This is a genomic window from Pseudomonas sp. Snoq117.2 (assembly GCF_900110545.1).
Lineage (GTDB): Bacteria > Pseudomonadota > Gammaproteobacteria > Pseudomonadales > Pseudomonadaceae > Chryseomonas > Chryseomonas benzopyrenica.
Window position 1 is genome coordinate 409544 of sequence record NZ_FOED01000003.1, and the last position, 22410, is coordinate 431953.

The following is a 22410-nucleotide window of genomic DNA, read 5'->3' on the forward strand; positions in this document are numbered from 1 at the left end:
AAAAAGCGCACCAAAGAGGTGCGTTATAGGAAGGGTAGCCAGGATTTCCTGGCTTCGGGCGGTTTCATGTCCAGCGGACATTCCGGCCGCTTGCCCCAGTCCTTGTCGCTGCAGGGATGGGCGCGGCGCTTCTGCTCCAGGGAGGGGCGCCGCAGATGGAAGGGCTGGGCCGGCGTCCGCTCCAGCACGTTGCCATCGGCGGCGAGGATCTCCGCCACCAGGCTGTGGGTGCCGCGGTCCAGGCCGCCCAGGGGAAACACCGGGCTGCGTCCGGCGCCGGCTTCCCGGTCGTCCAGCAGCAGGCGGTAGCTGTGACCCGGCTGCAATTCCGGCTCGCTGACCAGGCTGACGATGAGCTGCCCTTCCTGATCGATCACCGTGGCATCGGGTTCGGGCACCAGGATGCGCAGCATCTGGTAGCGGAAGGGCGCCGCCTTGGGCGTCCTGGCCACTGGCGCGGCGGGGGTCGGACTCAGCTTGCGGGTCGGCTGGCCCTGCTGATTGAGGTTGTTGGGCACCGTGATCGGCACCTGGGTGGCCTTGACGCCCTTGGGCGGCTGGTCGGTGTAGACCCGATTGCCTTCCTTGTCGACATAGCTGTAGACCGCCGCCTGGGCGGGCAGCAGCAGGCAGAGCAGCAGCAGGGTCAGGAGCGCGCGCATCAGCGGGCCGGGCTGTTGACGCTGATGCGCTGCACGGTCACGGTCTTCTCGGCACTGGTCTGGACCACCTCGCCGTTGCCGGACAGCACCTGGGCCGCGAAACGGTGCTCGCCGCGATCCAGATTGGCCACGCCGAAGCGGGTGCTCTGGCCGGGGCTGCCATAGGGGGCGCCGTCCACCAGCAATTGCAGCGACTGCCCCGCGCCCAAGGCCGGTTCCAGGGATACGCCCACCGAGAAGGTGCCGTTGTTGGCGCGGATGGCCTCATCGTCGGGCACATTGACCTCCAGGCGGCTGAAGGCCGGGCCGGCAGGCGTTGCCGTCGCCGCAGGCGCACTGGGGATGGGCGGCGCCGGCCGTGGATTGTCCACGGTATTGGTGGGTGCCACCTGCACCGGCTTGGCATTGGCCGAGGGCTGGTCGCTGAACACCGTGTTGCCTTCGGCATCCACCGACTTGTAGATCGCGGCCTGGGCGGAGCAGGCGAGGCAGAGCAGACAGCAGGCAAGCAGGCGAGGCATGGCGGAATCTCGGCCGGGCGATGGAGATCAAGGGTAGCAGGCGCGTCGTGTGGTCAGGTAGGCAGCTCGGCCGCTCCGCGCTGGCGTCGGTCGCGGCGGCTATTCCTACGCAAAGAAAACCCGCGCAAAGAAAAGGCCTCCCGAAGGAGGCCTCTTTCAGTTACTGCAGCGGGATCAGACGCTGTAGTACAGATCGTATTCCAGCGGGTGCACGAAGGTACGCACCTTGATCTCTTCCTCGGACTTCAGCTCGATGTAGGCATCGATGAACTCGTCGGTGAAGACGCCGCCCTTGGTCAGGAACGCACGACCGGCGTCCAGGGCTTCCAGGGCTTCCTTCAGGCTGCCGCAGACCTGCGGGATCTTCTTGCCTTCTTCCGGCGGCAGATCGTACAGGTTCTTGTCGGCGGCATCGCCGGGGTGGATCTTGTTCTGGATACCGTCCAGGCCGGCCATCAGCAGGGCGGCGAAGCACAGGTAGGGGTTGGCAGCCGGATCCGGGAAGCGGGCTTCGATGCGGCGGGCTTTCGGGCTCGACACATAGGGGATACGGATGGAGGCGGAGCGGTTACGGGCCGAGTAGGCCAGCATGACCGGGGCTTCGAAGCCGGGCACCAGACGCTTGTAGCTGTTGGTGGACGGGTTGGTGAAGCCGTTCAGTGCCTTGCCGTGCTTGATGATGCCGCCGATGAAGTACAGGGCGGTATCGGACAGGCCGGCATAGCCTTCGCCAGCGAAGGTGTTCTTGCCATCCTTGGAGATGGACATGTGCACGTGCATGCCGGAGCCGTTGTCGCCGTACAGGGGCTTGGGCATGAAGGTGGCGGTCTTGCCGTAGGCATCGGCCACGTTGTGCACGACGTACTTCAGGGTCTGGGTTTCGTCAGCCTTCTTGACCAGGGTGTTGAACTGCACACCGATCTCGTTCTGGCCAGCGGTCGCCACTTCGTGGTGGTGGACTTCCACGACCAGGCCCATCTCTTCCAGGGCGTTGCACATGGCGGTACGGATTTCGTGGTCGTGATCGACCGGCGGTACCGGGAAGTAGCCGCCCTTGACGCCCGGACGGTGGCCCTTGTTGCCGGACTCGAAGTCGGCATCGGTGTTCCAGGAGGCCTGCTCGGAGAAGATCTTGAACATGGAGCCGGAGATGTCCGACTTGAACTTCACTTCGTCGAAGATGAAGAACTCGGGCTCCGGGCCGACGAACACGGTGTCGCCGATACCGGTGGACTTCAGGTATTCCTCGGCAGCACGGGCGATACCGCGGGGGTCGCGCTCGTAGGGCTGCATGGTGGAGGGTTCGATGATGTCGCAGACCAGGATCAGGGTCGGCTCTTCGGTGAAGGGATCCAGAACGGCGGTGCTGTCGTCGGGCAGCAGGATCATGTCGGAGGCTTCGATGCCTTTCCAGCCGGCGATGGAGGAGCCGTCGAACATCTTGCCGTGGGCGAAGAAGTCTTCGTCCAGCGCGTCACGCGCCGGCATGGTGACGTGTTGCTGCTTGCCTTTGGTGTCGGTGAAGCGCAGGTCTACCCACTTCACGTCGTTTTCTTTGATCAGTTGAACAGCCTTCGACATGGTTTCCTCCAGAGGAATTTCGGCCGGGAGCGGTTGGCGGTACTCCCGGTATCAGCTGTGCCCTTGAGGGGCGCTTCCGTACTGCCTGGTCCACGACCGGCGTTCCACGAAAAGCGCCCTATGCTGGCCCAGGGGCGGCTGCCTCACAAGAGAGCAAGTTGTATGCCAGTGCCCTCAAATGGGCTGGAGGCCCTTCCTGACGCCTGTCGTGCCGTTTTCAGGCCAATCAGTGACGCATCTGCGCACCAATTTGGTGCTTAATAATTCATAACTGCACCTAAATGGCGCCCCAAGTGATTTTGTCGGCTGGATTCGAGTGCGTGATGGTTTTCAGGTATGATATTGGCCCTTTTCTTTCGCGTTACCCGCCCCCCGTTTCCCGCTCATGAAGCTCATCATCAAGGTCTTTCCGGAAATCACCATCAAGAGTCGCCCGGTGCGCAAGAATTTCATTCGCCAGCTGGTGAAGAACATTCGTGTCGTGCTGCGCGATCTGGATCCGGATGTCCGCGTGGAAGGGGTCTGGGACAACATCACCCTGGAGACCGCGCTAAGCGAGCCGCGGCTGCTGGCGGACATGAAGCAGCGCCTGGCCTGCACCCCGGGCATCGGCCAGTTCCTCGAGGTGCACGAGTATCCGCTGGGTGACTTCGAAACCATCCTGGAACTCTGCGTACGCCACTTCGGCGAGCGGGTACGCGGCAAAGTGTTCTCGGTGCGCTGCAAGCGTGCCGGTCGCCATGACTTCTCCTCGATGGACGTGGAGCGCCATGTCGGCGGTGGCCTGCGCGAACGCTGCGGCGGCGCCGGCATCGCCCTGAAGAATCCCGAGGTGAACGTCCGCCTGGAGATCCGTGACCAGCGGCTGTTCATCATCGACGAGCACCACGAAGGGCTGGGCGGTTATCCGCTGGGCGCCCTGGAGCAGGTGCTGGTGCTGATGTCCGGTGGTTTCGACTCCACCGTGGCCGCCTATCAGATGATGAGACGCGGGATGGTCAGCCATTTCTGCTTCTTCAATCTCGGCGGGCGGGCCCACGAACTGGGCGTGATGGAAGTGGCCCACTATCTCTGGGAGAAGTACGGGCGCTCCCAGCGCGTGCTGTTCATCAGCGTGCCCTTCGAGGAAGTGGTGGGGCAGATCCTCACCCAGTGCGACGACAGCCACATGGGCGTCATCCTCAAGCGCATGATGCTGCGCGCGGCCAGTCGCATCGCCGAGCAGCTGCAGATCGAGGCGCTGGTGACCGGCGAAGCCGTCTCCCAGGTTTCCAGCCAGACCCTGACCAATCTGGCGGTGATCGACAAGGCCACCGATACCCTGGTGCTGCGCCCGCTGCTGGCCAGCCACAAGCAGGACATCATCGACACCGCCCAGCGCATCGGCACCGCCGACTTCGCCAAGCACATGCCCGAGTACTGCGGCATCATCTCGGTGAATCCCACCACCAAGGCCAAGGCCCTGCGGGTGGAGCACGAGGAAGGCAAGTTCGACATGGCGGTGCTCGACGCCGCCCTGGAACGCGCACGCTTCATCACCGTCGACAAGGTGATCGAGGAGCTGGGCAAGGACGTGCAGGTGGAAGAGGTGGACCAGCCGCTGCCCGGGCAGATCGTGGTGGACATTCGCCATCCCGACGCCCAGGAAGACCTGCCGCTGGAGCTGCCTGGCATCGAGGTGCAGACCATGCCGTTCTTCGCGCTCAACAGCCGTTTCAAGGAACTGGACGAGAATCGCCAGTACCTTCTCTATTGCGACCGCGGGGTGATGAGCCGGCTGCACGCCCATCACCTGCTCACCGAAGGGCACGCCAATGTGCGCGTTTATCGTCCGGCCTAAGCAGCCGGGCCTACTGGGTGGCAGTATCCGCCACCGCCCTCCCGACCTCTTCTAGCCCGCCGGCCACATACCGGTCGGCCGCGTTTCGCGCCTTTGCAATCTCCGGCTGTCAGCCTGCTGGCTGAAGCTCCTTCATTTCTATACCGAGAACACCACTGTGATCGAGAATCTACGCAACATCGCCATCATCGCGCACGTCGACCATGGCAAGACCACCCTCGTCGACAAGCTGCTGCGCCTGTCCGGCACCCTGGACCGCAAAGAAGCGGAAAACGAGCGGGTGATGGACAGCAACGACCAGGAAAAGGAACGTGGCATCACCATCCTGGCCAAGAACACCGCGCTGAAGTGGGGCGACTACAACATCAACATCGTCGACACCCCCGGCCACGCCGACTTCGGTGGCGAGGTGGAGCGCGTGATGTCCATGGTCGACTCCGTGCTGCTGGTGGTCGACGCCCAGGACGGCCCCATGCCGCAGACCCGCTTCGTGACCCAGAAGGCCTTCAAGGCCGGTCTGCGTCCGATCGTGGTGGTCAACAAGATCGACCGTCCCGGCGCGCGTCCGGACTGGGTCATCGACCAGATCTTCGACCTGTTCGACAACCTCGGCGCCACCGATGAGCAGCTGGACTTCCCGATCGTCTACGCCAGCGCCCTGAACGGCATCGCCGGTCTGGACCACGAGAAGATGGACGACAACATGGATGCCCTGTTCCAGGCCATCGTCGACCATGTCCCGGCTCCCCAGGTCGATCTGGACGGCCCCTTCCAGATGCAGATCTCCCAGCTGGACTACAACAGCTTCCTCGGCGTGATCGGCATCGGCCGCATCGCCCGTGGCCGCATCAAGGCCAACACTCCGGTCGTCGCCATCAGCGATGACGGCAGCAAGCGCAACGGTCGTATCCTCAAGATCATGGGCCACTCCGGCCTGCAGCGCGTGGAAGTGGCCGAAGCCGAAGCCGGCGACATCGTCTGCGTCTCGGGCATGGACGAGCTGTTCATCTCCGACACCCTGTGCGATCCGCAGAACGTCGAAGCGCGCCCGCCGCTGACCGTCGACCAGCCCACCGTGAGCATGACCTTCCAGGTCAACGACTCGCCGTTCGCCGGTCGTGAAGGCAAGTTCGTCACCAGCCGCAACATCAAGGACCGTCTGGAGAAGGAACTGCTGCACAACGTGGCCCTGCGCGTCGAGCCGGGCGAGTCCGCCGAGAAGTTCAAGGTTTCCGGGCGTGGCGAGCTGCACCTGTCGGTACTGATCGAGAACATGCGCCGCGAAGGCTTCGAGATGGCCGTGGGCCGTCCGGAAGTGGTGATCATCGAGAAGGACGGCGAGAAGCAGGAGCCCTACGAGAACGTCACCATCGACATCGAAGAGCAGCACCAGGGCTCGGTGATGGAGCAGATGGGTCTGCGCAAGGGCGATCTGACCAACATGATCCCCGACGGCAAAGGCCGTATCCGCCTGGAATACACCATCCCGGCGCGTGGCCTGATCGGCTTCCGTAACAACTTCCTGACCCTGACCTCGGGCAGCGGCATCCTGACCTCGACCTTCAGCCACTACGGCCCGATCAAGGCCGGCGAAGTGAGCAACCGTCAGAACGGCGTGCTGGTGTCCATGGCCACCGGTACCGCCCTGACCTACTCGCTGGAAACCCTGCAGAGCCGCGGCAAGCTGTTCCTGGCTCCGGGCGACGAGATCTACGAAGGCCAGCTGTGCGGCATTAACAGCCGTGACAACGACCTGGTGCTCAACCCCACCAAGGGCAAGAAGCTGGACAACATGCGCGCCTCGGGCAAGGACGAAGTCATCGCCCTGGTGCCGCCGATCAAGTTCACCCTCGAGCAGGCGCTGGAATTCATCGCCGACGACGAGCTGGTGGAAGTGACGCCCAAGTCCATCCGTCTGCGCAAGAAGTACCTGAACGAGAACGACCGCAAGCGCTTCGAGCGTTCCAAGGTCTGATCCCGCCCGGGTAGTACAGGAAAGCGCCTTCGGGCGCTTTTTTGTTGGCTGTTTTTCAGCAGGTGCCGCGCGCGGGACTGGCGGCTCTGCTAGCGTTTGTCTCACGGTCGCGCCACCCGGAACGGCCCCTTCTGCAGGATGCTGCCATGCTCAAGAACACCCTCGCCGCCGCCCTGACCCTGACCGGTCTCTTCGGTCTCGCCACGGCCCAGGCCGCCGGTTGCGGCACGCCACGCAACGCCTTCGATACCGTCTACTGCGCCAGCAACCTGTTCGCCCAGAGCGACAAGTCGCTGAACCAGACCTATGGCGAACTGCGCAAGCAGCTGCCGGCCGATCAGCAGGCAGTGCTCAAGCAGCGCCAGCTGGCCTGGATCAAGCAGCGTGACAGCCAGTGCGCCCGCGAGGAAGCCGATGGCTACTTCGTCAATCTGGACTGCGCCGTCAGCCTGACCGAAAGCCGTCTGGAGACCCTCAAGGAGCGCCTGCGCGAGTGCGCCAGTACCGGCTGTGAGGCGGGCAAGCTGGGGCAGTGAGGTGAGCCGCGGGAGAGTGATCCGGCGGTTCCCTCTCCCCAACCCTCTCCCGGAGGGAGAGGGGGAAAAGCGGCCCCGCGTAGGTTGGGCTGAGCGCAGCGAAGCCCAACACCCCTATCATCCAAAGGTGTTCCGGCCCTGGGCAGGGCTTGAGGTGCGAGCGCAACCGCATCAGCGTCCCGCTGCCCATCACCTGAGCGACCGCTCTGGCCCCTGCCTTTCAGCACTGCAACGAACGTCTCGTACTTTTTTGTTCACATCCGGATACAAGGACACAAAAACCGTCTAGCGTGAGACGACACGCCCTGACGCGTGCTCCGATAACAACAATCAAGGATGCAGGCATGACATCTTTTCTCAGGCAATGCCTGCCGCTGGCCATCGCCCTGGCCACGGCGCTCGCGGCAACCGCCCAGGCGACTCCCAATCCCTACAGTGGCTTCACCGTGTTCGGCGACAGCCTGCTCGATGCCGGGCAATTTCCCGACACCGGGATCAACGGCGCCAGCCTCAGATTCACCAACCGCGTCGGACCCGGCTACAGCCCGGCGAGCGGCGCGGTGACCGGACCGGTGTCCTCGATCCTGCTCGGCCAGCAACTGGGCTTCGACGTCCGGACCCTGGACGCCTCGACCTCGCTGATCAATCAGCGGATCGGCCTGAGCGATGGCGACAACTGGGCCACGGGCGGCTACACCACGGCGCAGATTCGCGACTCCATCATCGCCCGCAATGGCTCGGTGGTGGCGGTGGGTGGCCTGACCCTGCGCAGCCGGGACGGCTACCTGCCGGGACTTGCCAGCCAGGGCCTGAGTCTGGATCCCAATACCCTGTTCTACATCAGCGGCGGGGGTAACGACTTCCTCCAAGGACTGGTCACCTCGCCGGCCACCGCGGCAGCCGCGGCCAATCGCCTGGGCGACGGTGTCGCTGCCCTGCAGCAGGCCGGCGCGCGCTATATGGCGGTCTGGCTGCTGCCGGACATCGGCCAGACCCCGGCCCTGGCCGGTTCGCCGCAACAGGCGGCCAGCTCGGCCCTGAGTCGGGTCTACAACCAGGCCCTGGTGGCGCGCCTGGCCGGCATCGACGCCGAGATCATCGGCCTCAACGTGCCCCAGCTGCTCGCCGAGGTGGTGGCCGAGCCGGGCCGCTATGGGCTGGCCAGCGGGCAGAATCTCACCGGCACCTGCTTCAGTGGCGACAACTGCACCCGCAACGCTACCTACGGCCTGGGCGCGACGGCGGCCGATCCCAGCCAGTTGCTGTTCAATGATCGCGTCCACCCGACCATCACCGGTCAACGACTGATCGCCGACTACGCCTATTCGCTGCTGGCGGCGCCCTGGGAGGTCACCCTGCTGCCGGAGATGGCCCAGTCCACCCTCAGAGCCCATCAGGATGGCCTGCACCAGCGCTGGCTGGGCGATTGGCATGCCTGGCAGCCGGTGGGGCGCTGGCAGGGCTATGTGGATACCAGCGCGCGACGCCTGGACGTCGACGACCAGCGCAGCACCGCCGGCGGCGATGGCAACGGCTACAGCCTGGACCTGGGCGGCAGCTATCGGCTCAGCGAGGAATGGCGCTTCGGCGTCGCCGCCGGGGTCGCGCGGCAACACCTGGAACCCGGTGCGGCCGATTCCAGCTATCGCCTCAACAGCTATCTGCTCAGCGCCTTCGCCCAGTACCAGGGCGAGCGCCTCTGGGGCGATCTCACCGCCACCGGTGGCCGCCTGGACTATGACGATCTGAGCCGGCGCTTCGCCCTCGGCCCGACCACGCGCAGCGAGCAGGGCGATACCGATGGTGATCTGCGTGCCCTCTCGGCGCGCCTGGGCTATGACCTGGCGGTGGCTGGCAGCCCCTGGCACCTGAGTCCCTATCTCAGCGCCGACTATGCCCGCGTCCAGGTGGACGGTTATCGGGAGCGCGGCAACGACGCCACGGCGCTGGAGTTCGACGACCAGCCGAGCACCTCGCGACGGCTGGGGCTGGGCCTGCAGGGCCGCTGGCAACTGGCACCGGCTACGGCGCTGTTCGCCGACCTGGGTCGCGAGCGGGAATTCGCCGACGGCACTCACGATCTGACCATGCGCCTGAACAGCGTGCCGGGTCTGGATTACACCCTGGACGGCTACCAGCCCGACCGCGACCGTACCCGCCTGAGTCTGGGCGTGGTCCAGCGGGTGACCCCGGAACTGACCCTGCGCGGCGGCTACAGCTATGCTGGCGCGGGCGATACCCAGCAGCAGGGCGTGGGGCTGGGCCTGTCGCTGGATTTCTAAGCGTCGCTCGACCTGGATAACGGGCGCTGACCTTGTCAGCGCCCGTTATCCCTAGACCCGGCTGGGATCACCCAGCCGTTGGCGCTGCCAGTCGCGCAACTCGTCCAGACGCCGCGGCGGGCAGACCAGAAAGCCCTGCAGCAGATCGCAACCGGCCTGCTGCAGGCACAGTTGCTTGAGCTCGGTATCCACGCCCTCGGCGATGACCTGGGCGTCGCGGGCATGGCAGAAGGCGATGAGCGCATTCAGGCTGGCCTGGTTACCGGGCTGGCTGAGGCGCTCGACGATGAGCCGGTCGAACTTGATGGTGTCGGCAGGATAGTCGGTGACCTGCTGGATGGAGGTGTAGCCGACGCCGAAGTCGTCGATGGCCACGCGAAAGCCCTCGGCGCGCAATTCGTGCAGCAGCCCCAGGGTGCGCTCGTTCAGCTCGGCGGCGAAGGTCTCGGTGAATTCCAGTTCCAGATGGCCCGGATCGACGCCGTGGTGGCGCACCCGCTCGCGCAGATAGGGCACGATGTCGGCCTGATCCAGCTGCGCGGATGACAGGTTGACGGACAGCACCAGGTCGCTGCCCAGTACCTCCTGCAGTGCCGGGTACTCGCGGCAGGCCTGGTCCACGACCCAGCGATCGATCCAGCGGAAATGCCCCTGGCGTTCGGCGATGGGGATGAATTCCGCCGGCGATACCGAACCCAGGCGCGGTGAATTCCAGCGCAGCAGGGTTTCGGCAGAGCGTACCTGGCCGCTGCTGTCGACCGCCGGCATGTAGACGAGGTGGAATTCCTCGTCCGGATTCATTCGCCGCAGGTGCTCGTCCAGGAGATCCTGGCGGCGCTGGCGCGCAGCCAGTTCCGGGGTGAAGTGCACCAGGTGATTGCCGCCTTCGTTCTTGGCTCGTTCCATGGCCAGATCGGCCTGGGCCAGCAGGTCGGCCAGGTCCAGCGGCGCCTCGGGGGTCGCCAGGCCGATGCTCAGGGTCACGGCATAGCGGCGTTCGCCGACCAGGGTGCCGTTGGCGTAGTTCTGCTGCAGTCGCTGGCCCAGGGCGAGGGCCTCGGTCGCTGCTGCCGGACCGCGCAGCAGGACGGCGAATTCATCGCCCGCCAGGCGCGTGAACACCAGTTCGTTGCCTGCTTGATAGGCCTCCAGCAACTGCTGGGTCTGGCGCGCCACGGCCTGCAGCAGTTCATCGCCCACCTCGTGGCCGAAGCGGTCGTTGACCGACTTGAAATGGTCGAGGCCGAAATAGAGCAGGGCGATGCGGCGGCCATCAGGCTTGCCCGCCAGCCAGGATTCGCCCATGAGCTGGAAGTAGCGGCGGTTGCCGATCTGGGTGAGGACGTCGGTGCGCAGGGCCGTGCGCAGTTGCGCCAGAATGGCCAGGTTGTTGTCGTGCAGGCGTTTCATGTTGGCGCCCAAATGACCGATCTCGCCGGGCTCGTCGCCGGTTTCGAGGGCCTGGCGCTGACCCTCCAGCACCTCGGTGAGCTGGCTGTCCAGGCGGGCGATGGGCCGGGTGATGTAGCGCCGGATCAGCACGATCAACACCAGGATGCAGGCCAGGGTCACCAGCAGGCCACCACTGAAATAGGCGATCGCCAGACGGCGCAGTTCCCCATGCAGATGTTCTGGGTTCGGGGTCAGGCGCACATAGAGATCGGGTGACAGGCGCACGACAGCGGTGAAATCGCTGGTGCGTACGGGCAGCGTCCGGCTGAATTCCAGGGGCGCGCCATAGCTCTGTTCCAGGGTACGGCGCATGGCCTCCATTCGGTCCGGACTGACCGCCAGCTGCAGCGTCATCGCCAGGCCGCGTTGACCTGGCAGGGGCGGTCCGGCCGTGCTCGGCAACAACGAGGTGGTCGCCACCAGCAGCGAGTGGCCCTGTTCGTCTAGCAGATAATCGCGCCGCTCCAGCGGCCCGTTCGCTTCCCGCGCCAGGCGCTCGAGTAGCTGGCGCTGGACGCTGCTCAGCTGGGCGAAGGGATCGCCACTACGCTCGTAATAGTAGGCCAGGCTGAGATCGGGGCGGGCGATGGCCAGGGAGATGCGCGTGGGAGCGTCGTCGCCAGCCAGCTGGCGCACCGCCAGTTGCAACTGGGTGCCCAGGGCCTCGTTGCGATAGGGCACCTCGGTCTGCCGCAGGAAGTTGCCCAGGGCCGCGCTGTTGGACAGGGCATAGAGCAGATTGCGGCTGAAGTGATCGTACTCGCGATAGGTGGTCTCCAACGCCGCCAGATCGTGGTTGACCCGCGAGCGCTCGAGGCCGATCACCGCCTCGCGCTGCACCGTGTAGCCCAGTCCGACCAGGGTCAGGCTGCAGAGCAGGGCGACTGGCAGGATCAGCAGCAGGGCGCGCCTATTGAGATTCATGGTGACCTACCAAAGCGCTGCCGATGCGCTGCCGGGTCTGGAAGGCGTCGGGCGGACCTTCACGGAAGACCTGGCTGCGGGCGATGACGTCGTCGGGGGGGAACAGGCTGGGATCCTCGCGCAGGTCGGCCGGCAGCAGGCGCACGGCACCGGCATTGGGGGTCGCCAGGTGCAACTCCTCGGTGGCCAGCACGGCATTGCGCGGCTCGTTGAGAAAGTCGATGAAGCGCCAGGCGGCGGCCTGGTGCGGGGAGCTGCTGAGCACCGCCACGCAGTCCATCCACAGCAGGCTGCCTTCGCGGGGCGTGGTGAAATGCCAGGGCTGCCCGGGCGTCGCGGCATTGAGCAGGTGCTGGTCGCCACTGTAGCCCAGGGCCAGATCGATGCGGTCGCTGTAGGCCGGATTGCGCAGGGCGCTGACCACGTACTGATAGGTCAGCACCGCCGGTGCCTGGGCCTTGAGCAGGGCGAAGCTGCGTCTGAGCAACTCGGGATCGTCGCTGTTGATGGCGGCACCCAGGATGATCAGCGGCGCGACCAGCAGGTCGTCATGGTCTTCGAGCATGGCGATGCGGCCGTGCAGCGCCGGCGCCGGCTGCAGCAGCGGCAGCCAGGACGTGGGCGCCTGGGCCAGGCGGTCGCTGCGATAGAGCAGACCCAGGGTGCCCCAGACATAGGGCACCGCGTAGTCGCCACAACTGTGGCGCCAGCGTGGATCGAGTTCGTTCAGATGGGGCAGGCGCCGGGGATCGATGCGCGTCAGCAGGCCGTCCTGGCCGAGACGCGTGGCGCTGACCTCGTTGATCACCACCAGGTCGAGATCGGCATCGCCGCGCGCCAGGGTGGCGTCGCGCACGTCGCTGCTGTCGAAGTGGATTTCCTGCACGGGGGGATGGGCCTTGGCCCAGCGCTGCAGCAGGGTGTCGCTGAAATAGCCTTCCCAGGTATAGAGCCGCAAGGGCTCGGCAGCCGCCACGGGTGACGCGGGCAGACCGGTAAGCACCAGGCTGCAGAGGAAAAGGCAGTAGCGCATGCGGACGACTCGGCGGCAAGGGCTGACTTCTATAGGAGGGGCCGAAGAGCCCGCACGTTCACCCCAGGAAATTCAGGGCTTCTGCCAGTCTAGGAGGCTTGCCCGTATTCGCCAGTCGCGGCGTCGTCTATTGCATGCGCTTGGCGATGTTCCTCAATTCTGCAAGGGCGCCACCCCGGCGCGCTGATGGGCGCGGGTCCAGGGCTTCTGCTCGTCGGCGAACTTGACCGCCAGCCGTTCCAGCACCCGTTGCGTCGGCGCGTTGGTGCCATGCAGCAACAGCAAGGGCAACAGCAGCAGGCTGGCGCCCAGGGCGGCCTGGCGTGGCTTGAGATTGACCTCCTGGCCACGCAGCAGCCAGAGCAGCGTGCCGCTGGCGGCATAGCCGATGGGCAGGCCGGTTACCACTTCCGAGATCGAGTGATAGCCCAGCACCACCCGCGAGACGGCGATGAGCAGGGCGCACAGCGCGCCCAGGGCGGCCGCGGTCAGCCGTAGCGACGGTCGCGCCCGACTGGCCAGCAGCCAGCCCAGCACTGGCAGCACGCTGCCCACCAGCATGGAGTGGCCGCTGAATCCGGTGAAATCCAGACGCGGAATGCCCAGGCCCCAGCCGAAGAAGGCGATCTTGGACAGGGCAACGCTGAGGCTGGCAGCACCAAACAGCAGCAACCAGAGCAGCGCCGCCCGCGCGGACAGGCCGGCCAGCAGCCAGAGCGCGATCAGGACGGCGCAGGGAAGCATCACCGAGGAATCGCCGAAGTTGGTGATGAACAGCCACATGGATAAGCAGACTCCTGGAGAAGACGAGGCATTCTGACCACCGGACGCCCAGAGGTTGCATCGCGCGTGCCAGCCTGTGGACTGGCGCAAGAAAGCGCTGGGATCCCGGTTGCAGACCCAGAAAAAAGCCCCGGCACCGACGGTGGCGGGGCTGTTTGCCGGGAAGCGTCTTACAGACCGGCAGCGGCGCGCAGGGCGGCGGCGCGATCAGTACGTTCCCAGGTGAAGGTGGTGAAGGTGTCATCGCCCACGGTGATTTCCTGAGGATGGCGACCGAAGTGACCGTAGGCCGCGGTGGCCCGGTACATCGGATGGAGCAGGTCGAGCATGGTGGTGATGGCGTAGGGGCGCAGGTCGAAATGCTCGCGCACCAGCTGCACGATCCGCTCGTCGCTAATCTTGGCGGTGCCGAAGGTGTTGATCGAGATGGAGGTGGGCTGGGCCACGCCGATGGCGTAGGACACCTGGATCTCGCAACGCTCGGCCAGACCGGCGGCGACGATGTTCTTGGCCACGTAGCGACCGGCATAGGCGGCGCTGCGGTCGACCTTGGACGGGTCCTTGCCGGAGAAGGCGCCACCGCCGTGACGGGCCATGCCGCCGTAGCTGTCGACGATGATCTTGCGGCCGGTCAGACCGCAGTCACCCACCGGCCCGCCAATGATGAACTGGCCGGTCGGGTTGATGTGGAACTGGGTGTCCTTGTGCAGCAGCTCGGCGGGGATGACGTGCTTGACGATCAGCTCCATCACGGCTTCGCGCAGGTCGGCGTACTTGACCTCGGGATTGTGCTGGGTGGACAGCACGATGGCGTCGATGCCGACCACCTTGCCGCCTTCGTAGCGGCAGGTCACCTGGGACTTGGCGTCCGGACGCAGCCAGGGCAGCAGGCCCGACTTGCGCGCCTCGGCCTGACGCTCCACCAGGCGGTGGGAGAAGGTGATGGGTGCAGGCATCAGCACATCGGTCTCGTTGCAGGCGTAGCCGAACATCAGGCCCTGGTCACCGGCGCCCTGGTCTTCCGGCTTGCTGCGATCGACGCCCTGGGCGATGTCCACCGACTGCTTGCCGATGATGTTGACGATGCCGCAGGTGGCGCCGTCGAAGCCGACGTCCGAGCTGTCGTAGCCGATGTCGACGATGACGTCGCGCACCAGTTGCTCCAGGTCGACCCAGGCGGAGGTAGTGACCTCACCGGCGACGATGGCCACACCGGTCTTGACCAGGGTCTCGCAGGCCACGCGGGCGTGCTTGTCCTGGGTGATGATGGCGTCGAGCACGGCATCGGAGATCTGGTCGGCGATCTTGTCCGGATGGCCTTCGGACACGGACTCGGAGGTGAACAGGGAATATTCGCTCATCGAATGGTTCCTAAATTACCAAGGGGTAGGGGCCCGCAGGCCGGTCGAGACAGCAGTTTCCTTGCTGGACATGACGCCCTTGAGCGTCGGGTCCGCCCGCCACTGGCCAGGTGGCCTCATGACGGGGTGTTTCCCTGATCCGGGCGCGCGAACTGGCGCACCTGGATCTGAAAGCCGTTGCGCAGGCCGAGGTAGAGGCTTTCGCCCGCCTGCAGGCCGGCCGCCTGGGCCCAGCGGGCCAGTTCGTCCTGGTCGAAGCCGAGCCAGAGATCGCCACAGGCGGCGCGCGCCCAGGTCTGGTCGTGGGGGCAGAGGTCGGTGATCACCAGGCTGCCACCCGGCGCCACGCGGCGGGCCAGCTGCTGCAGGGCCTCCGCCGGTGCGGCCAGATGATGCAGGACCATGTTGAGGATCACGCAGTCGGCCGCTGGCAGCGGCTCGGCGAGGGCGTCGGCCAGCTGCAGTTCGACCTGGGCGAGGCCGTCGCGCTGGCAGCGCTGGCGCGCCAGTTCGAGCATGGCCGGGCTGTTGTCCACCGCCACCACGCGGGCGAAGCGGCGCGCCAGATCCGGCAGGAAGGCGCCGTCGCCGGGGCCCACTTCCAGGGCGCAACCGCGCGGATCCAGGGCCAGGGCGTCCAGCAGGCTGAGCAGGCCGTCGCGATACTGCGGCAGACCGGCGATGAGATCCTGCTGAGCCTGGAATTTTTCCGCCACCCGCGCGAAGAAGTCGCGACTCACCGCAGCGCGCTGGGCATGCACCTCGCCGATCCGCGTCTGTACCGCGCTGGGCAGGGCCAGGGCGTCCACTTCTTCGAGCAGGGCGGCGTGCAGGGCGCCACCCAGGCTGCCGGGACGCGGCAGGGCACGGCGATAGAAGATGGCATTGCCCTCGCGGCGGGTGGCCACCAGCTGCGCCTGGGCCAGCACCTTGAGGTGATGGCTGATGCCGGACTGGCCGGTGGCGAAGATCTGCGCCAGCTCCAGCACGCCGAAGGAGGCGCTGTGCAGGGCGCGCAGGACGTTCAGGCGCAGGGGATCGCCGCCAGCCTTGCACAGGGCGGCGAGGGTATCTCCTGGTTCTTGGCCGAGCGCCGGCACGCGTAGCGGGGTCATGGGGCGCTAGTCTAGAGACCCGTCCCAGACCTCGCAAGAAAAGCATCAAAAAGTTTTGATGCTTTTCTGGGGGCGGCTGGCCGCGCATACCTTCGTCGAGGTAGGTAAGATGCCGGAGCCGTTTGGCCGGCAGTCGTCGCGGCCTTGCGGTAACGACCGCAAAACTCGCGCGTCCAACCTGCAGCCCCCTTCCAGGAGCGTCACCGGGTAGCCCCATGTCCGTCCAGCCACCGTCCCCTTCCGCGCCCGCCACCGGCACGCGCCTGGTGATCTGCGAGCACTGCGATTCGGTGCATCGCCTCGAGCCCCTCGCGGCGGGCGAGCGGGCGCATTGCCTGCGCTGTGGCGCCTTGCTCTATCGCGCCAGCCGCCTGGACATCCAGGGTCTGCTGGCCCTGGCGATCGCTGCGGCGGTGCTGTTCGTGATCGCCAATGTCGGGCCCATCCTGCAGCTCAGCTTTCGCGGCCTGCACAGCGAGGCGACCCTGCTGGAGTCGGTGATCGCCATGAGTCGCGGCTTCGCCGGGCCCATGGCGCTGGTGGTGGCCATGACCCTGTTCGTGGTGCCGCTGCTGCAGATCGCGCTGCTGCTCTGGGTCCTCGGCTTCGCCCAGGCCGGCCGCCGCGCGCCCGGCTTCGCCACGGCCATGGTCACCCTGCATTACCTGCGGCCCTGGAGCATGATCGAGGTCTTCGTGCTCGGCGCCCTGGTGGCGGTGATCAAGCTGGCCGGGCTGCTGCACGTGGTGGTGGGCCTGGGGCTGTTCGGCATGGTCGGGCTGATGGTGGTCCTGCTGATCATCGCCAAGCGCGACCTGCATCCGCTGTGGGACGCCGTCGGGGAGCGCGAGCCGTGACCGCGCCCCAGCTGCCACCCCGCGCCGACGAACTCGGCCTCTGCCTGTGCCACGTCTGCGGCAAGGTCTGCACCGCGCCGCGCCACCACAAGGCCGGCTGCCCGCGCTGCGGCTCGGCGCTGCACCGCCGCAAGCCCAATGTCTATGCCAAGACCTGGGCCTACCTGATCGCCGCGCTGATTCTCTATATCCCGGCCAATACCCTGCCGGTGATGTTCACCGGTACCCTGGGGCGCGGCGTGGAGAGCACCATTCTCGAAGGGGTGATCGAATTCTGGGAAGGCGGCTCCTGGGGCGTCGCCCTGGTGATCTTCATCGCCAGCGTGGCGGTGCCCTCCATCAAGTTTCTGGTGCTCGGCACCCTGCTGGTGAGTTGCCAGCGCCGCAGCGACTGGGCGATGGCTCAGCGCGCCCGGCTCTATCGCTTCGTCGAGCTGATCGGCTACTGGTCGATGCTCGACGTGATCGTGGTGGCCCTGGTCTCGGCGCTGGTGCACTTCGGTGCCCTGAGTTCGGCGGCGCCGCGCCTGGGTATCGTGTTCTTTGGTTTCGTGGTGGTGCTGACGATGCTCGCCGCGATGAGTTTCGATCCCCGCTTGATCTGGGATGCAGAGGTGAACGATGACGGACAGGCATGAACCCGACGCCCTGGCGCCTACCCCCGAGGTACGCCGCAGTCGCTGGAGCGTATCGCTGATCTGGCTGGTGCCCATCGTGGCGGCCCTGATCGGGCTGTCCATGGTGATCCACAGCTGGGCCTCGCGCGGACCGACCATCACGGTGACCTTTCTCACCGCCGAAGGGCTGGAAGCCGGCAAGACCCAGGTCAAGTACAAGAACGTGGTGATCGGCACCGTCAGCGACATCCAGCTGGCGCCGGATCGCAATCGGGTGATCACCACCATCGAACTGGAAAAGTCCGCCGAGGGCTTCGCCACCAAGGACGCGCGCTTCTGGGTGGTGCGACCGCGCTTCGGCGTCAACGGCGTCTCTGGAGTCGATACACTGCTGTCAGGTGCCTTTATCGGCGCCGACATCGGTGACTCTACTGAGTCTAAGCGCGACTTCCGCGGCCTGGAGCAGCCGCCGGCGCTGATCCACGGCGCCTCGGGCAAAAGATTTATCCTAACCGCCGACGACATCGGTTCCCTGGACGTCGGCTCGCCCGTCTACTATCGGCGCATCCAAGTCGGCCGGGTGGTGTCCTTCCACCTCAACGAGGACGGCAAGGGCGTCAGCGCCCAGATCTTCGTCGATTCGCCCTACGACCGCTTCGTCACCGCCAACAGCCGCTTCTGGAACGCCAGCGGGGTCGATGTCTCGCTCAGCGCCGGTGGTCTCAAGCTCAAGACCCAATCCTTGGCCACAGTCGCCGCCGGCGGCATCGCCTTCGTCACCCCCGAGTGGCCCAAGGATCCACAGGAGGCCCAGGAAGACCAGAGTTTCACCCTGTTCGACGACCAGACCAGCGCCCTGGCCCCGCCGGATGGCGAGCCCATCTATGTGCGCATGAGATTCCAGCAGTCGCTGCGTGGCCTCGCCACCGATGCACCGGTCGAATTCCTCGGTCTGAACGTGGGCCGAGTGGTGTCTCTGACCCCGGACTACGACGAGAAGAAGGACGACTTCTCACTGATCGTCGGCGCGGTCATCTATCCCCAGCGGCTGGGCGATATTGGCAAGCACTTTGAGGCCGAGAATCGCGACGGCAAGCTGTTCGCCGGCTGGGTGGCCCGTGGCCTGCGCGCCCAGGCCCGTACCGGCAACCTGCTGACCGGACAGCTCTACATTTCCGTCGACTTCGTGCCCAACGCGCCCAAGGTGGCCTTCGATCCCCAGGCCAAGCCGCTGGTGATCCCCACCGTTACCGGTAGCTTCGATCGCCTGCAGGAGCAGATGGCCGGCATCGTCAACAAGATCGACAAGATCCCCTTCGATTCCATCGCCAAAAATCTCGATACCAGCCTGGCGCAGCTCGGCGGCACCCTCAAGCAGCTCAACGCCGGCGTCCTGCCGCAGCTGACCACCACCCTGATGGGCGTGCAGCAGCTCACCGGCAGCGCCAGCCAGAGTCTGGGCGCCGACTCGCCGGTGCAGCAGAATCTGACCCAGACCCTCGAAGAGATGCAGCGCATGGCGCGCTCCCTGCGCGTGTTCGGCGACTACCTCGGCCGCCATCCGGAATCCCTGATCCGCGGTCTGGTGACCGATCCGCCGCCCAAGTTCGAACCGGGCTCCCGCGATCCCGCCAAAGGAAAATTGCAATGAAGCGCCTGACCTGCCTGGCTCTGCCCCTGCTGCTGGCCGCCTGTTCGTCCAAGGCGCCGCTCAACTACCACACCCTGACCAGTGCCGCGGAGCCCGCGGCCACTGGTCGCGCGGCCAGCTTTCGCTTCGCCCTGCAGAGCGTCTCGGTGCCACCGCAGGTGGATCAGCCGCAGCTGGTGATCCGCCAGGGCGAAGGTATCGCCCTGCTGGAAAACGAACGCTGGATCGCCCCCCTGGCCGACGAGGTGCGCAGTGCCCTGTCCGCCGACCTGTCCCGGGACCTGGGCACCCTGGACCTGGGCGATGCCCCCCGTGGCAGCGGCGCACCGGTGCTGCGCATCAAGGTGGACCTGCAGCGCTTCGATTCGCAGCCCGGGCGTGGCGTCCAGCAGGACGCGCTCTGGACCCTGCGCCTGGCCGAGCCCGCAGGGGAGCGGGTGCTCACCTGCGGCAGCCGGATCAGCCAGCCTGCCGGCGGCTCCTATGCCGAGGTCGTCGCGGCGCATCGCCAGGCGCTGAGCGCCCTGGCCAAGCGCATCGAGCCGGTCGCCCGCGCCTTCGTGGCCGAGCATGACACGGAGTGCCCGGCGAGCTAGGACGACACAGCGCCAATCACTGGAAGCGCCCTAATTGAGCGAAAACGGCCGATGCTTGAAGCAAGTGGAGCGCTAAGGTCCAAGGGTAGCCGCGAGGAACGTTGGCATTGCTTCCTACGTCGATGCCCATCCGCGTCTGGAGGCCTAAATCAAACGCCACATGGCCAGTGATCTGTCCGTTAACTTCGGCGAGCGCGCTGCCGCTTTCATTAGGAAGCCGCCGACAAGGGGTTAATCGCCAGCACTGCTAATCAGAATCCTCCGCTGCTGCTTGAGCTGCTGGACTGCTCTAATCTAACCCTTGGAAGGGGTCGAAGGTGCGTCGACGGAAGACGCTGCCGGCATTTACGTCTACTTGCGTATATGCATTAGGCATGGGGCGACATTATGAATGGTGTCGCCCTGCTCGGCGGCCTGGTGCCCTACGATGCCAACCTCCCGATGTTCTTGGAATAAGCCCGTAATACGGTGCCTAGGGCGGCACTGATGGAACAGCGCGAAGATGGCCCTAATCCCCGGCCAGTGACGGCGACGCCGGTGCGCCACGGGGCAGCGAGGAACAACCTAATGCGGTGGTTATGAAAGGTTTCGCCTGCCACCTCCCGGACCAGCGACTCGGACAGGGTAGTACATTTGCAGAGTCGCCGTTTCGCCGCCCCGTCAAGCATTCACAACGTATCTAACCGCAGATACAGCATGCCTCACGAGTTACTTCAGCTATACCGGTTACACGCAGGGATAAAGGCGGCGTATTAGGGCAATCTCTTGCTGATGTGTATGAACCGCTCTACGTGCTATTCGTTATTTTAGGGAGACAAAGCTACCGCACCTGCCAGCCATTACCCTCTCTGACAGGTGCAGCGTCATCGCTTAAGAGGGTTGTCGAGCTTCCGTCAGGGCTCGTCGATAAAGCACAACAACGTCGTCAAGCAGCTCGCGCATCATCGACGCGAGCAATTGCTGGCGAAGTTCTCCGTTCTCTACCGACTCAGACGCCAACTGATCCAACAGATCGTTCAGCACTGACACGTGCAACTCCGCTTCGGCTTCCGGCGTATCTGGCTGGAAGTCAGGTTGGCGCGCTCGATGCGAAGACGTTGGAAAAGGAACAATGGTGCTAGTACGACTAGTCATGGCGTACCTCCGTACAGGAGGTGAAACAGACAGTCGGATAGGCCAGGCGGAGCCCGGGCTTAAAAGGAGGACGAGGCATTCTACTTATGCTCCCTGGTTTGATTAAGGAGCTGCCACCATCCGTTCTGACACAGAAGTGGTGGCAGACCGTACGGGGGTCAGAAACCGGAAACCAAGGGAACCGGCCAGGCAATAGCCTGCCCCGCACGGCCTGCCATAGAAAAGCGGAACGGATCAAATGACCCATATTCGCCTGGCTATGACGCTGCCGCGCCCTGGTTTAACGGGTTCTGACGCCCGGTCGCGGGATTGACCACGACAGCCAAAATCTAACGTCCGTGGTTATCGGTTGCAACCAACAAACCGGCTGGCATGTGCTCCGCTTTCTGGGGAAGTCGACGTCAACAAAAAAGTGGGCATGCCCTAAATCGGATTTTCTGCGGCATGACGCTCCAGTAAACGGCACCTTCGCGCCATCGAATCGCTCAGGACGCGAGCAAGATGGCAACGCGCAAAGGCCCTGCCCTACTTCACTGGCCACTCCTCCTCACATCGCTCTCAGTTGCCCTAAGTACCCCCCATGCGCGGGCGGGCGACAGTGACGCTGAACGTGAGCAGCTAGCTGCCGTCATCCGGCAACTAGCGATTACCGAACACCTGGCCGTCCAAACCGCTGTGCACGCAGCCCCTGCAGGCACCCGCTACCACTTCGACTATGCCCGCTTGCAGCAAGACCTGCAGCGCATCCGCCAGGGTATCGAACACTACCTGACACCTTCCCGTGCCCAGCCCAGGGATCTGCAGCCGCTGGCAGGTGACTACGCCCGCGAGGTCGATCCGCACGAGGCGGCCTCGCCATGACCCTCTCCGCCGCACAAAGCGCGGCCTTTCAGGCCAGCGGTGGCTTCACCCCTGCCGCCGTCTCCACGGTGGTGCTGAGCCTGGTCTTTGCCGTGTTTCAGCTCTGGGGCGTCTGGGCCCTGCGCACGGCTTTCGTGAGCTGGGCCGAACACCGCATGACCCAACGCCAGCTGCTAGGCGTCGCGGTGCGTTTTTTCTTCCTGTACCTGGCCCTGATTTTTCTACTGCTCTCCTGAATCGTGGAGGACCTGAACGTGTCTACATCGCTGTTGCGCATCTGCCCTCGCCGTCTTGCTCAATCCCTGACGGCCGTCAGTGGTATCGGGCTGATTGAAGGCGCCCGCGCCGCTGGCTTGCCCAAGATGGAAGCGCCCACCCGTGGCCAGGGCAGCGGCATCTTGCAAACCCTGCAGAACTACGGCTACGACATCGTCATGCTGGTCGCGCTGCTGGTCGTGGCGTCCATGTTTATCGGCGTGTGTTACCACGCCTATACCCGCTACTCCGAGATCCACACTGGCCGCGCGACCTGGGGGCAATTTGGTCTCACCGTGGCCGTAGGCGCCATGCTGTTGGTCGTGGGGATCTGGCTGCTGACCACCGCCATCGGTGTGCTCTGAAACGCGGAG

The 22410-nt window shown here is 65.3% G+C and carries 20 protein-coding genes; 11 read left to right on the forward strand and 9 right to left on the reverse strand.

Annotated features, from left to right (window positions below; translation table 11 throughout):
• Positions 1-23: 23 nt before the first annotated feature.
• The 3 genes from BMZ43_RS11260 to glnA all read right to left on the reverse strand — a co-directional run bounded on the left by BMZ43_RS11260 (position 24) and on the right by glnA (position 2764).
• Complete coding sequence (locus tag BMZ43_RS11260; protein WP_027598209.1) at positions 24-662, reverse strand: DUF4124 domain-containing protein; 639 nt, start codon at positions 660-662, stop codon at positions 24-26.
• Positions 662-1183, reverse strand: coding sequence for a DUF4124 domain-containing protein (locus BMZ43_RS11265; protein WP_093253425.1), 522 nt, complete (start codon positions 1181-1183; stop codon positions 662-664). Before BMZ43_RS11265 ends, BMZ43_RS11260 begins: the two co-directional genes overlap by 1 nt.
• A gap of 174 nt (positions 1184-1357) precedes the next feature.
• The gene (gene glnA / locus BMZ43_RS11270) at positions 1358-2764 is read right to left on the reverse strand and encodes a glutamate--ammonia ligase (protein WP_017639449.1); all 1407 of its coding nucleotides are present in this window, start codon (positions 2762-2764) and stop codon (positions 1358-1360) included.
• 385 nt (positions 2765-3149) lie between these two features.
• Here glnA and thiI point away from each other — a divergent pair, with 385 nt between their 5' ends.
• The 4 genes from thiI to BMZ43_RS11290 all read left to right on the forward strand — a co-directional run bounded on the left by thiI (position 3150) and on the right by BMZ43_RS11290 (position 9397).
• The gene (thiI, locus tag BMZ43_RS11275) at positions 3150-4604 is read left to right on the forward strand and encodes a tRNA uracil 4-sulfurtransferase ThiI (protein WP_093253430.1); all 1455 of its coding nucleotides are present in this window, start codon (positions 3150-3152) and stop codon (positions 4602-4604) included.
• 157 nt (positions 4605-4761) lie between these two features.
• On the forward strand, positions 4762-6579 hold the full coding sequence (gene typA / locus BMZ43_RS11280; protein WP_017639451.1) for a translational GTPase TypA: 1818 nt from the start codon (positions 4762-4764) through the stop codon (positions 6577-6579).
• 146 nt (positions 6580-6725) lie between these two features.
• On the forward strand, positions 6726-7115 hold the full coding sequence (locus tag BMZ43_RS11285; protein ID WP_064307816.1) for a lysozyme inhibitor LprI family protein: 390 nt from the start codon (positions 6726-6728) through the stop codon (positions 7113-7115).
• Between the two features lie 344 nt (positions 7116-7459).
• On the forward strand, positions 7460-9397 hold the full coding sequence (locus BMZ43_RS11290) for an autotransporter domain-containing SGNH/GDSL hydrolase family protein (RefSeq protein WP_093253434.1): 1938 nt from the start codon (positions 7460-7462) through the stop codon (positions 9395-9397).
• 51 nt (positions 9398-9448) lie between these two features.
• Here the strand turns inward: BMZ43_RS11290 and BMZ43_RS11295 are convergent, their stop codons facing one another.
• From BMZ43_RS11295 to BMZ43_RS11315, 5 genes are all read right to left on the reverse strand, one after another.
• A complete protein-coding gene (locus BMZ43_RS11295; RefSeq protein WP_093253439.1) occupies positions 9449-11773 on the reverse strand; it encodes a putative bifunctional diguanylate cyclase/phosphodiesterase in 2325 nt (774 codons plus the stop codon).
• Positions 11760-12806, reverse strand: coding sequence for a polyamine ABC transporter substrate-binding protein (locus BMZ43_RS11300; protein WP_068384726.1), 1047 nt, complete (start codon positions 12804-12806; stop codon positions 11760-11762). Before BMZ43_RS11300 ends, BMZ43_RS11295 begins: the two co-directional genes overlap by 14 nt.
• A gap of 153 nt (positions 12807-12959) precedes the next feature.
• Positions 12960-13589 (reverse strand): phosphatase PAP2 family protein, encoded by a 630-nt coding sequence (locus BMZ43_RS11305; RefSeq protein ID WP_068384730.1) that lies wholly within the window; start codon positions 13587-13589, stop codon positions 12960-12962.
• Positions 13590-13759: 170 nt separating this feature from the next.
• Positions 13760-14950, reverse strand: coding sequence for a methionine adenosyltransferase (metK, locus tag BMZ43_RS11310; protein ID WP_068384733.1), 1191 nt, complete (start codon positions 14948-14950; stop codon positions 13760-13762).
• Positions 14951-15066: 116 nt separating this feature from the next.
• Positions 15067-16065, reverse strand: coding sequence for an ArsR/SmtB family transcription factor (locus BMZ43_RS11315; RefSeq protein WP_017639458.1), 999 nt, complete (start codon positions 16063-16065; stop codon positions 15067-15069).
• A 215-nt stretch (positions 16066-16280) separates the two neighbouring features.
• Between BMZ43_RS11315 and BMZ43_RS11320 the strand changes: the two genes are divergently transcribed.
• From BMZ43_RS11320 to BMZ43_RS11335, 4 genes are read left to right on the forward strand one after another with little or no spacing between them, the layout of a single operon-like run.
• A complete protein-coding gene (locus BMZ43_RS11320) occupies positions 16281-16922 on the forward strand; it encodes a paraquat-inducible protein A (protein WP_017639459.1) in 642 nt (213 codons plus the stop codon).
• Positions 16919-17560: a paraquat-inducible protein A gene (locus tag BMZ43_RS11325; RefSeq protein ID WP_093253443.1), complete on the forward strand. Its 642-nt coding sequence runs from the start codon at positions 16919-16921 to the stop codon at positions 17558-17560. Before BMZ43_RS11320 ends, BMZ43_RS11325 begins: the two co-directional genes overlap by 4 nt.
• Positions 17544-19190: a PqiB family protein gene (locus BMZ43_RS11330; RefSeq protein WP_093253447.1), complete on the forward strand. Its 1647-nt coding sequence runs from the start codon at positions 17544-17546 to the stop codon at positions 19188-19190. The genes BMZ43_RS11325 and BMZ43_RS11330 overlap by 17 nt, the downstream gene beginning before the upstream one ends.
• Positions 19187-19786 carry a PqiC family protein gene (locus BMZ43_RS11335; RefSeq protein ID WP_093253451.1) on the forward strand — a complete coding sequence of 200 codons (600 nt, stop codon included), beginning with the start codon at positions 19187-19189 and terminating at the stop codon, positions 19784-19786. Before BMZ43_RS11330 ends, BMZ43_RS11335 begins: the two co-directional genes overlap by 4 nt.
• 870 nt (positions 19787-20656) lie before the next feature.
• Here BMZ43_RS11335 and BMZ43_RS26060 read toward each other — a convergent pair.
• Positions 20657-20920, reverse strand: coding sequence for a hypothetical protein (locus tag BMZ43_RS26060; protein ID WP_143075253.1), 264 nt, complete (start codon positions 20918-20920; stop codon positions 20657-20659).
• 501 nt (positions 20921-21421) lie between these two features.
• Here BMZ43_RS26060 and BMZ43_RS11340 point away from each other — a divergent pair.
• From BMZ43_RS11340 to BMZ43_RS11350, 3 genes are read left to right on the forward strand one after another with little or no spacing between them, the layout of a single operon-like run.
• Positions 21422-21781: an integrative conjugative element protein, RAQPRD family gene (locus BMZ43_RS11340; RefSeq protein ID WP_093253456.1), complete on the forward strand. Its 360-nt coding sequence runs from the start codon at positions 21422-21424 to the stop codon at positions 21779-21781.
• Positions 21778-22017 (forward strand): TIGR03758 family integrating conjugative element protein, encoded by a 240-nt coding sequence (locus BMZ43_RS11345; RefSeq protein WP_007160000.1) that lies wholly within the window; start codon positions 21778-21780, stop codon positions 22015-22017. Before BMZ43_RS11340 ends, BMZ43_RS11345 begins: the two co-directional genes overlap by 4 nt.
• Positions 22018-22029: 12 nt before the next feature.
• Complete coding sequence (locus tag BMZ43_RS11350) at positions 22030-22401, forward strand: TIGR03745 family integrating conjugative element membrane protein (protein ID WP_093253764.1); 372 nt, start codon at positions 22030-22032, stop codon at positions 22399-22401.
• Positions 22402-22410 lie beyond the last annotated feature (9 nt).

Bases quoted from the DNA above. Each gene is read 5' to 3' on its own strand.
- BMZ43_RS11260 (WP_027598209.1), bottom strand. From the start codon at position 662: ATGCGCGCGCTCCTGACCCTGCTGCTGCTCTGCCTGCTGCTGCCCGCC.
- BMZ43_RS11265 (WP_093253425.1), bottom strand. From the start codon at position 1,183: ATGCCTCGCCTGCTTGCCTGCTGTCTGCTCTGCCTCGCCTGCTCCGCC.
- glnA (WP_017639449.1), bottom strand. From the start codon at position 2,764: ATGTCGAAGGCTGTTCAACTGATCAAAGAAAACGACGTGAAGTGGGTA.
- thiI (WP_093253430.1), top strand. From the start codon at position 3,150: ATGAAGCTCATCATCAAGGTCTTTCCGGAAATCACCATCAAGAGTCGC.
- BMZ43_RS11285 (WP_064307816.1), top strand. From the start codon at position 6,726: ATGCTCAAGAACACCCTCGCCGCCGCCCTGACCCTGACCGGTCTCTTC.
- BMZ43_RS11290 (WP_093253434.1), top strand. From the start codon at position 7,460: ATGACATCTTTTCTCAGGCAATGCCTGCCGCTGGCCATCGCCCTGGCC.
- BMZ43_RS11295 (WP_093253439.1), bottom strand. From the start codon at position 11,773: ATGAATCTCAATAGGCGCGCCCTGCTGCTGATCCTGCCAGTCGCCCTG.
- BMZ43_RS11300 (WP_068384726.1), bottom strand. From the start codon at position 12,806: ATGCGCTACTGCCTTTTCCTCTGCAGCCTGGTGCTTACCGGTCTGCCC.
- BMZ43_RS11305 (WP_068384730.1), bottom strand. From the start codon at position 13,589: ATGTGGCTGTTCATCACCAACTTCGGCGATTCCTCGGTGATGCTTCCC.
- metK (WP_068384733.1), bottom strand. From the start codon at position 14,950: ATGAGCGAATATTCCCTGTTCACCTCCGAGTCCGTGTCCGAAGGCCAT.
- BMZ43_RS11315 (WP_017639458.1), bottom strand. From the start codon at position 16,065: ATGACCCCGCTACGCGTGCCGGCGCTCGGCCAAGAACCAGGAGATACC.
- BMZ43_RS11320 (WP_017639459.1), top strand. From the start codon at position 16,281: ATGTCCGTCCAGCCACCGTCCCCTTCCGCGCCCGCCACCGGCACGCGC.
- BMZ43_RS11330 (WP_093253447.1), top strand. From the start codon at position 17,544: ATGACGGACAGGCATGAACCCGACGCCCTGGCGCCTACCCCCGAGGTA.
- BMZ43_RS11335 (WP_093253451.1), top strand. From the start codon at position 19,187: ATGAAGCGCCTGACCTGCCTGGCTCTGCCCCTGCTGCTGGCCGCCTGT.
- BMZ43_RS26060 (WP_143075253.1), bottom strand. From the start codon at position 20,920: ATGACTAGTCGTACTAGCACCATTGTTCCTTTTCCAACGTCTTCGCAT.
- BMZ43_RS11340 (WP_093253456.1), top strand. From the start codon at position 21,422: ATGGCAACGCGCAAAGGCCCTGCCCTACTTCACTGGCCACTCCTCCTC.
- BMZ43_RS11345 (WP_007160000.1), top strand. From the start codon at position 21,778: ATGACCCTCTCCGCCGCACAAAGCGCGGCCTTTCAGGCCAGCGGTGGC.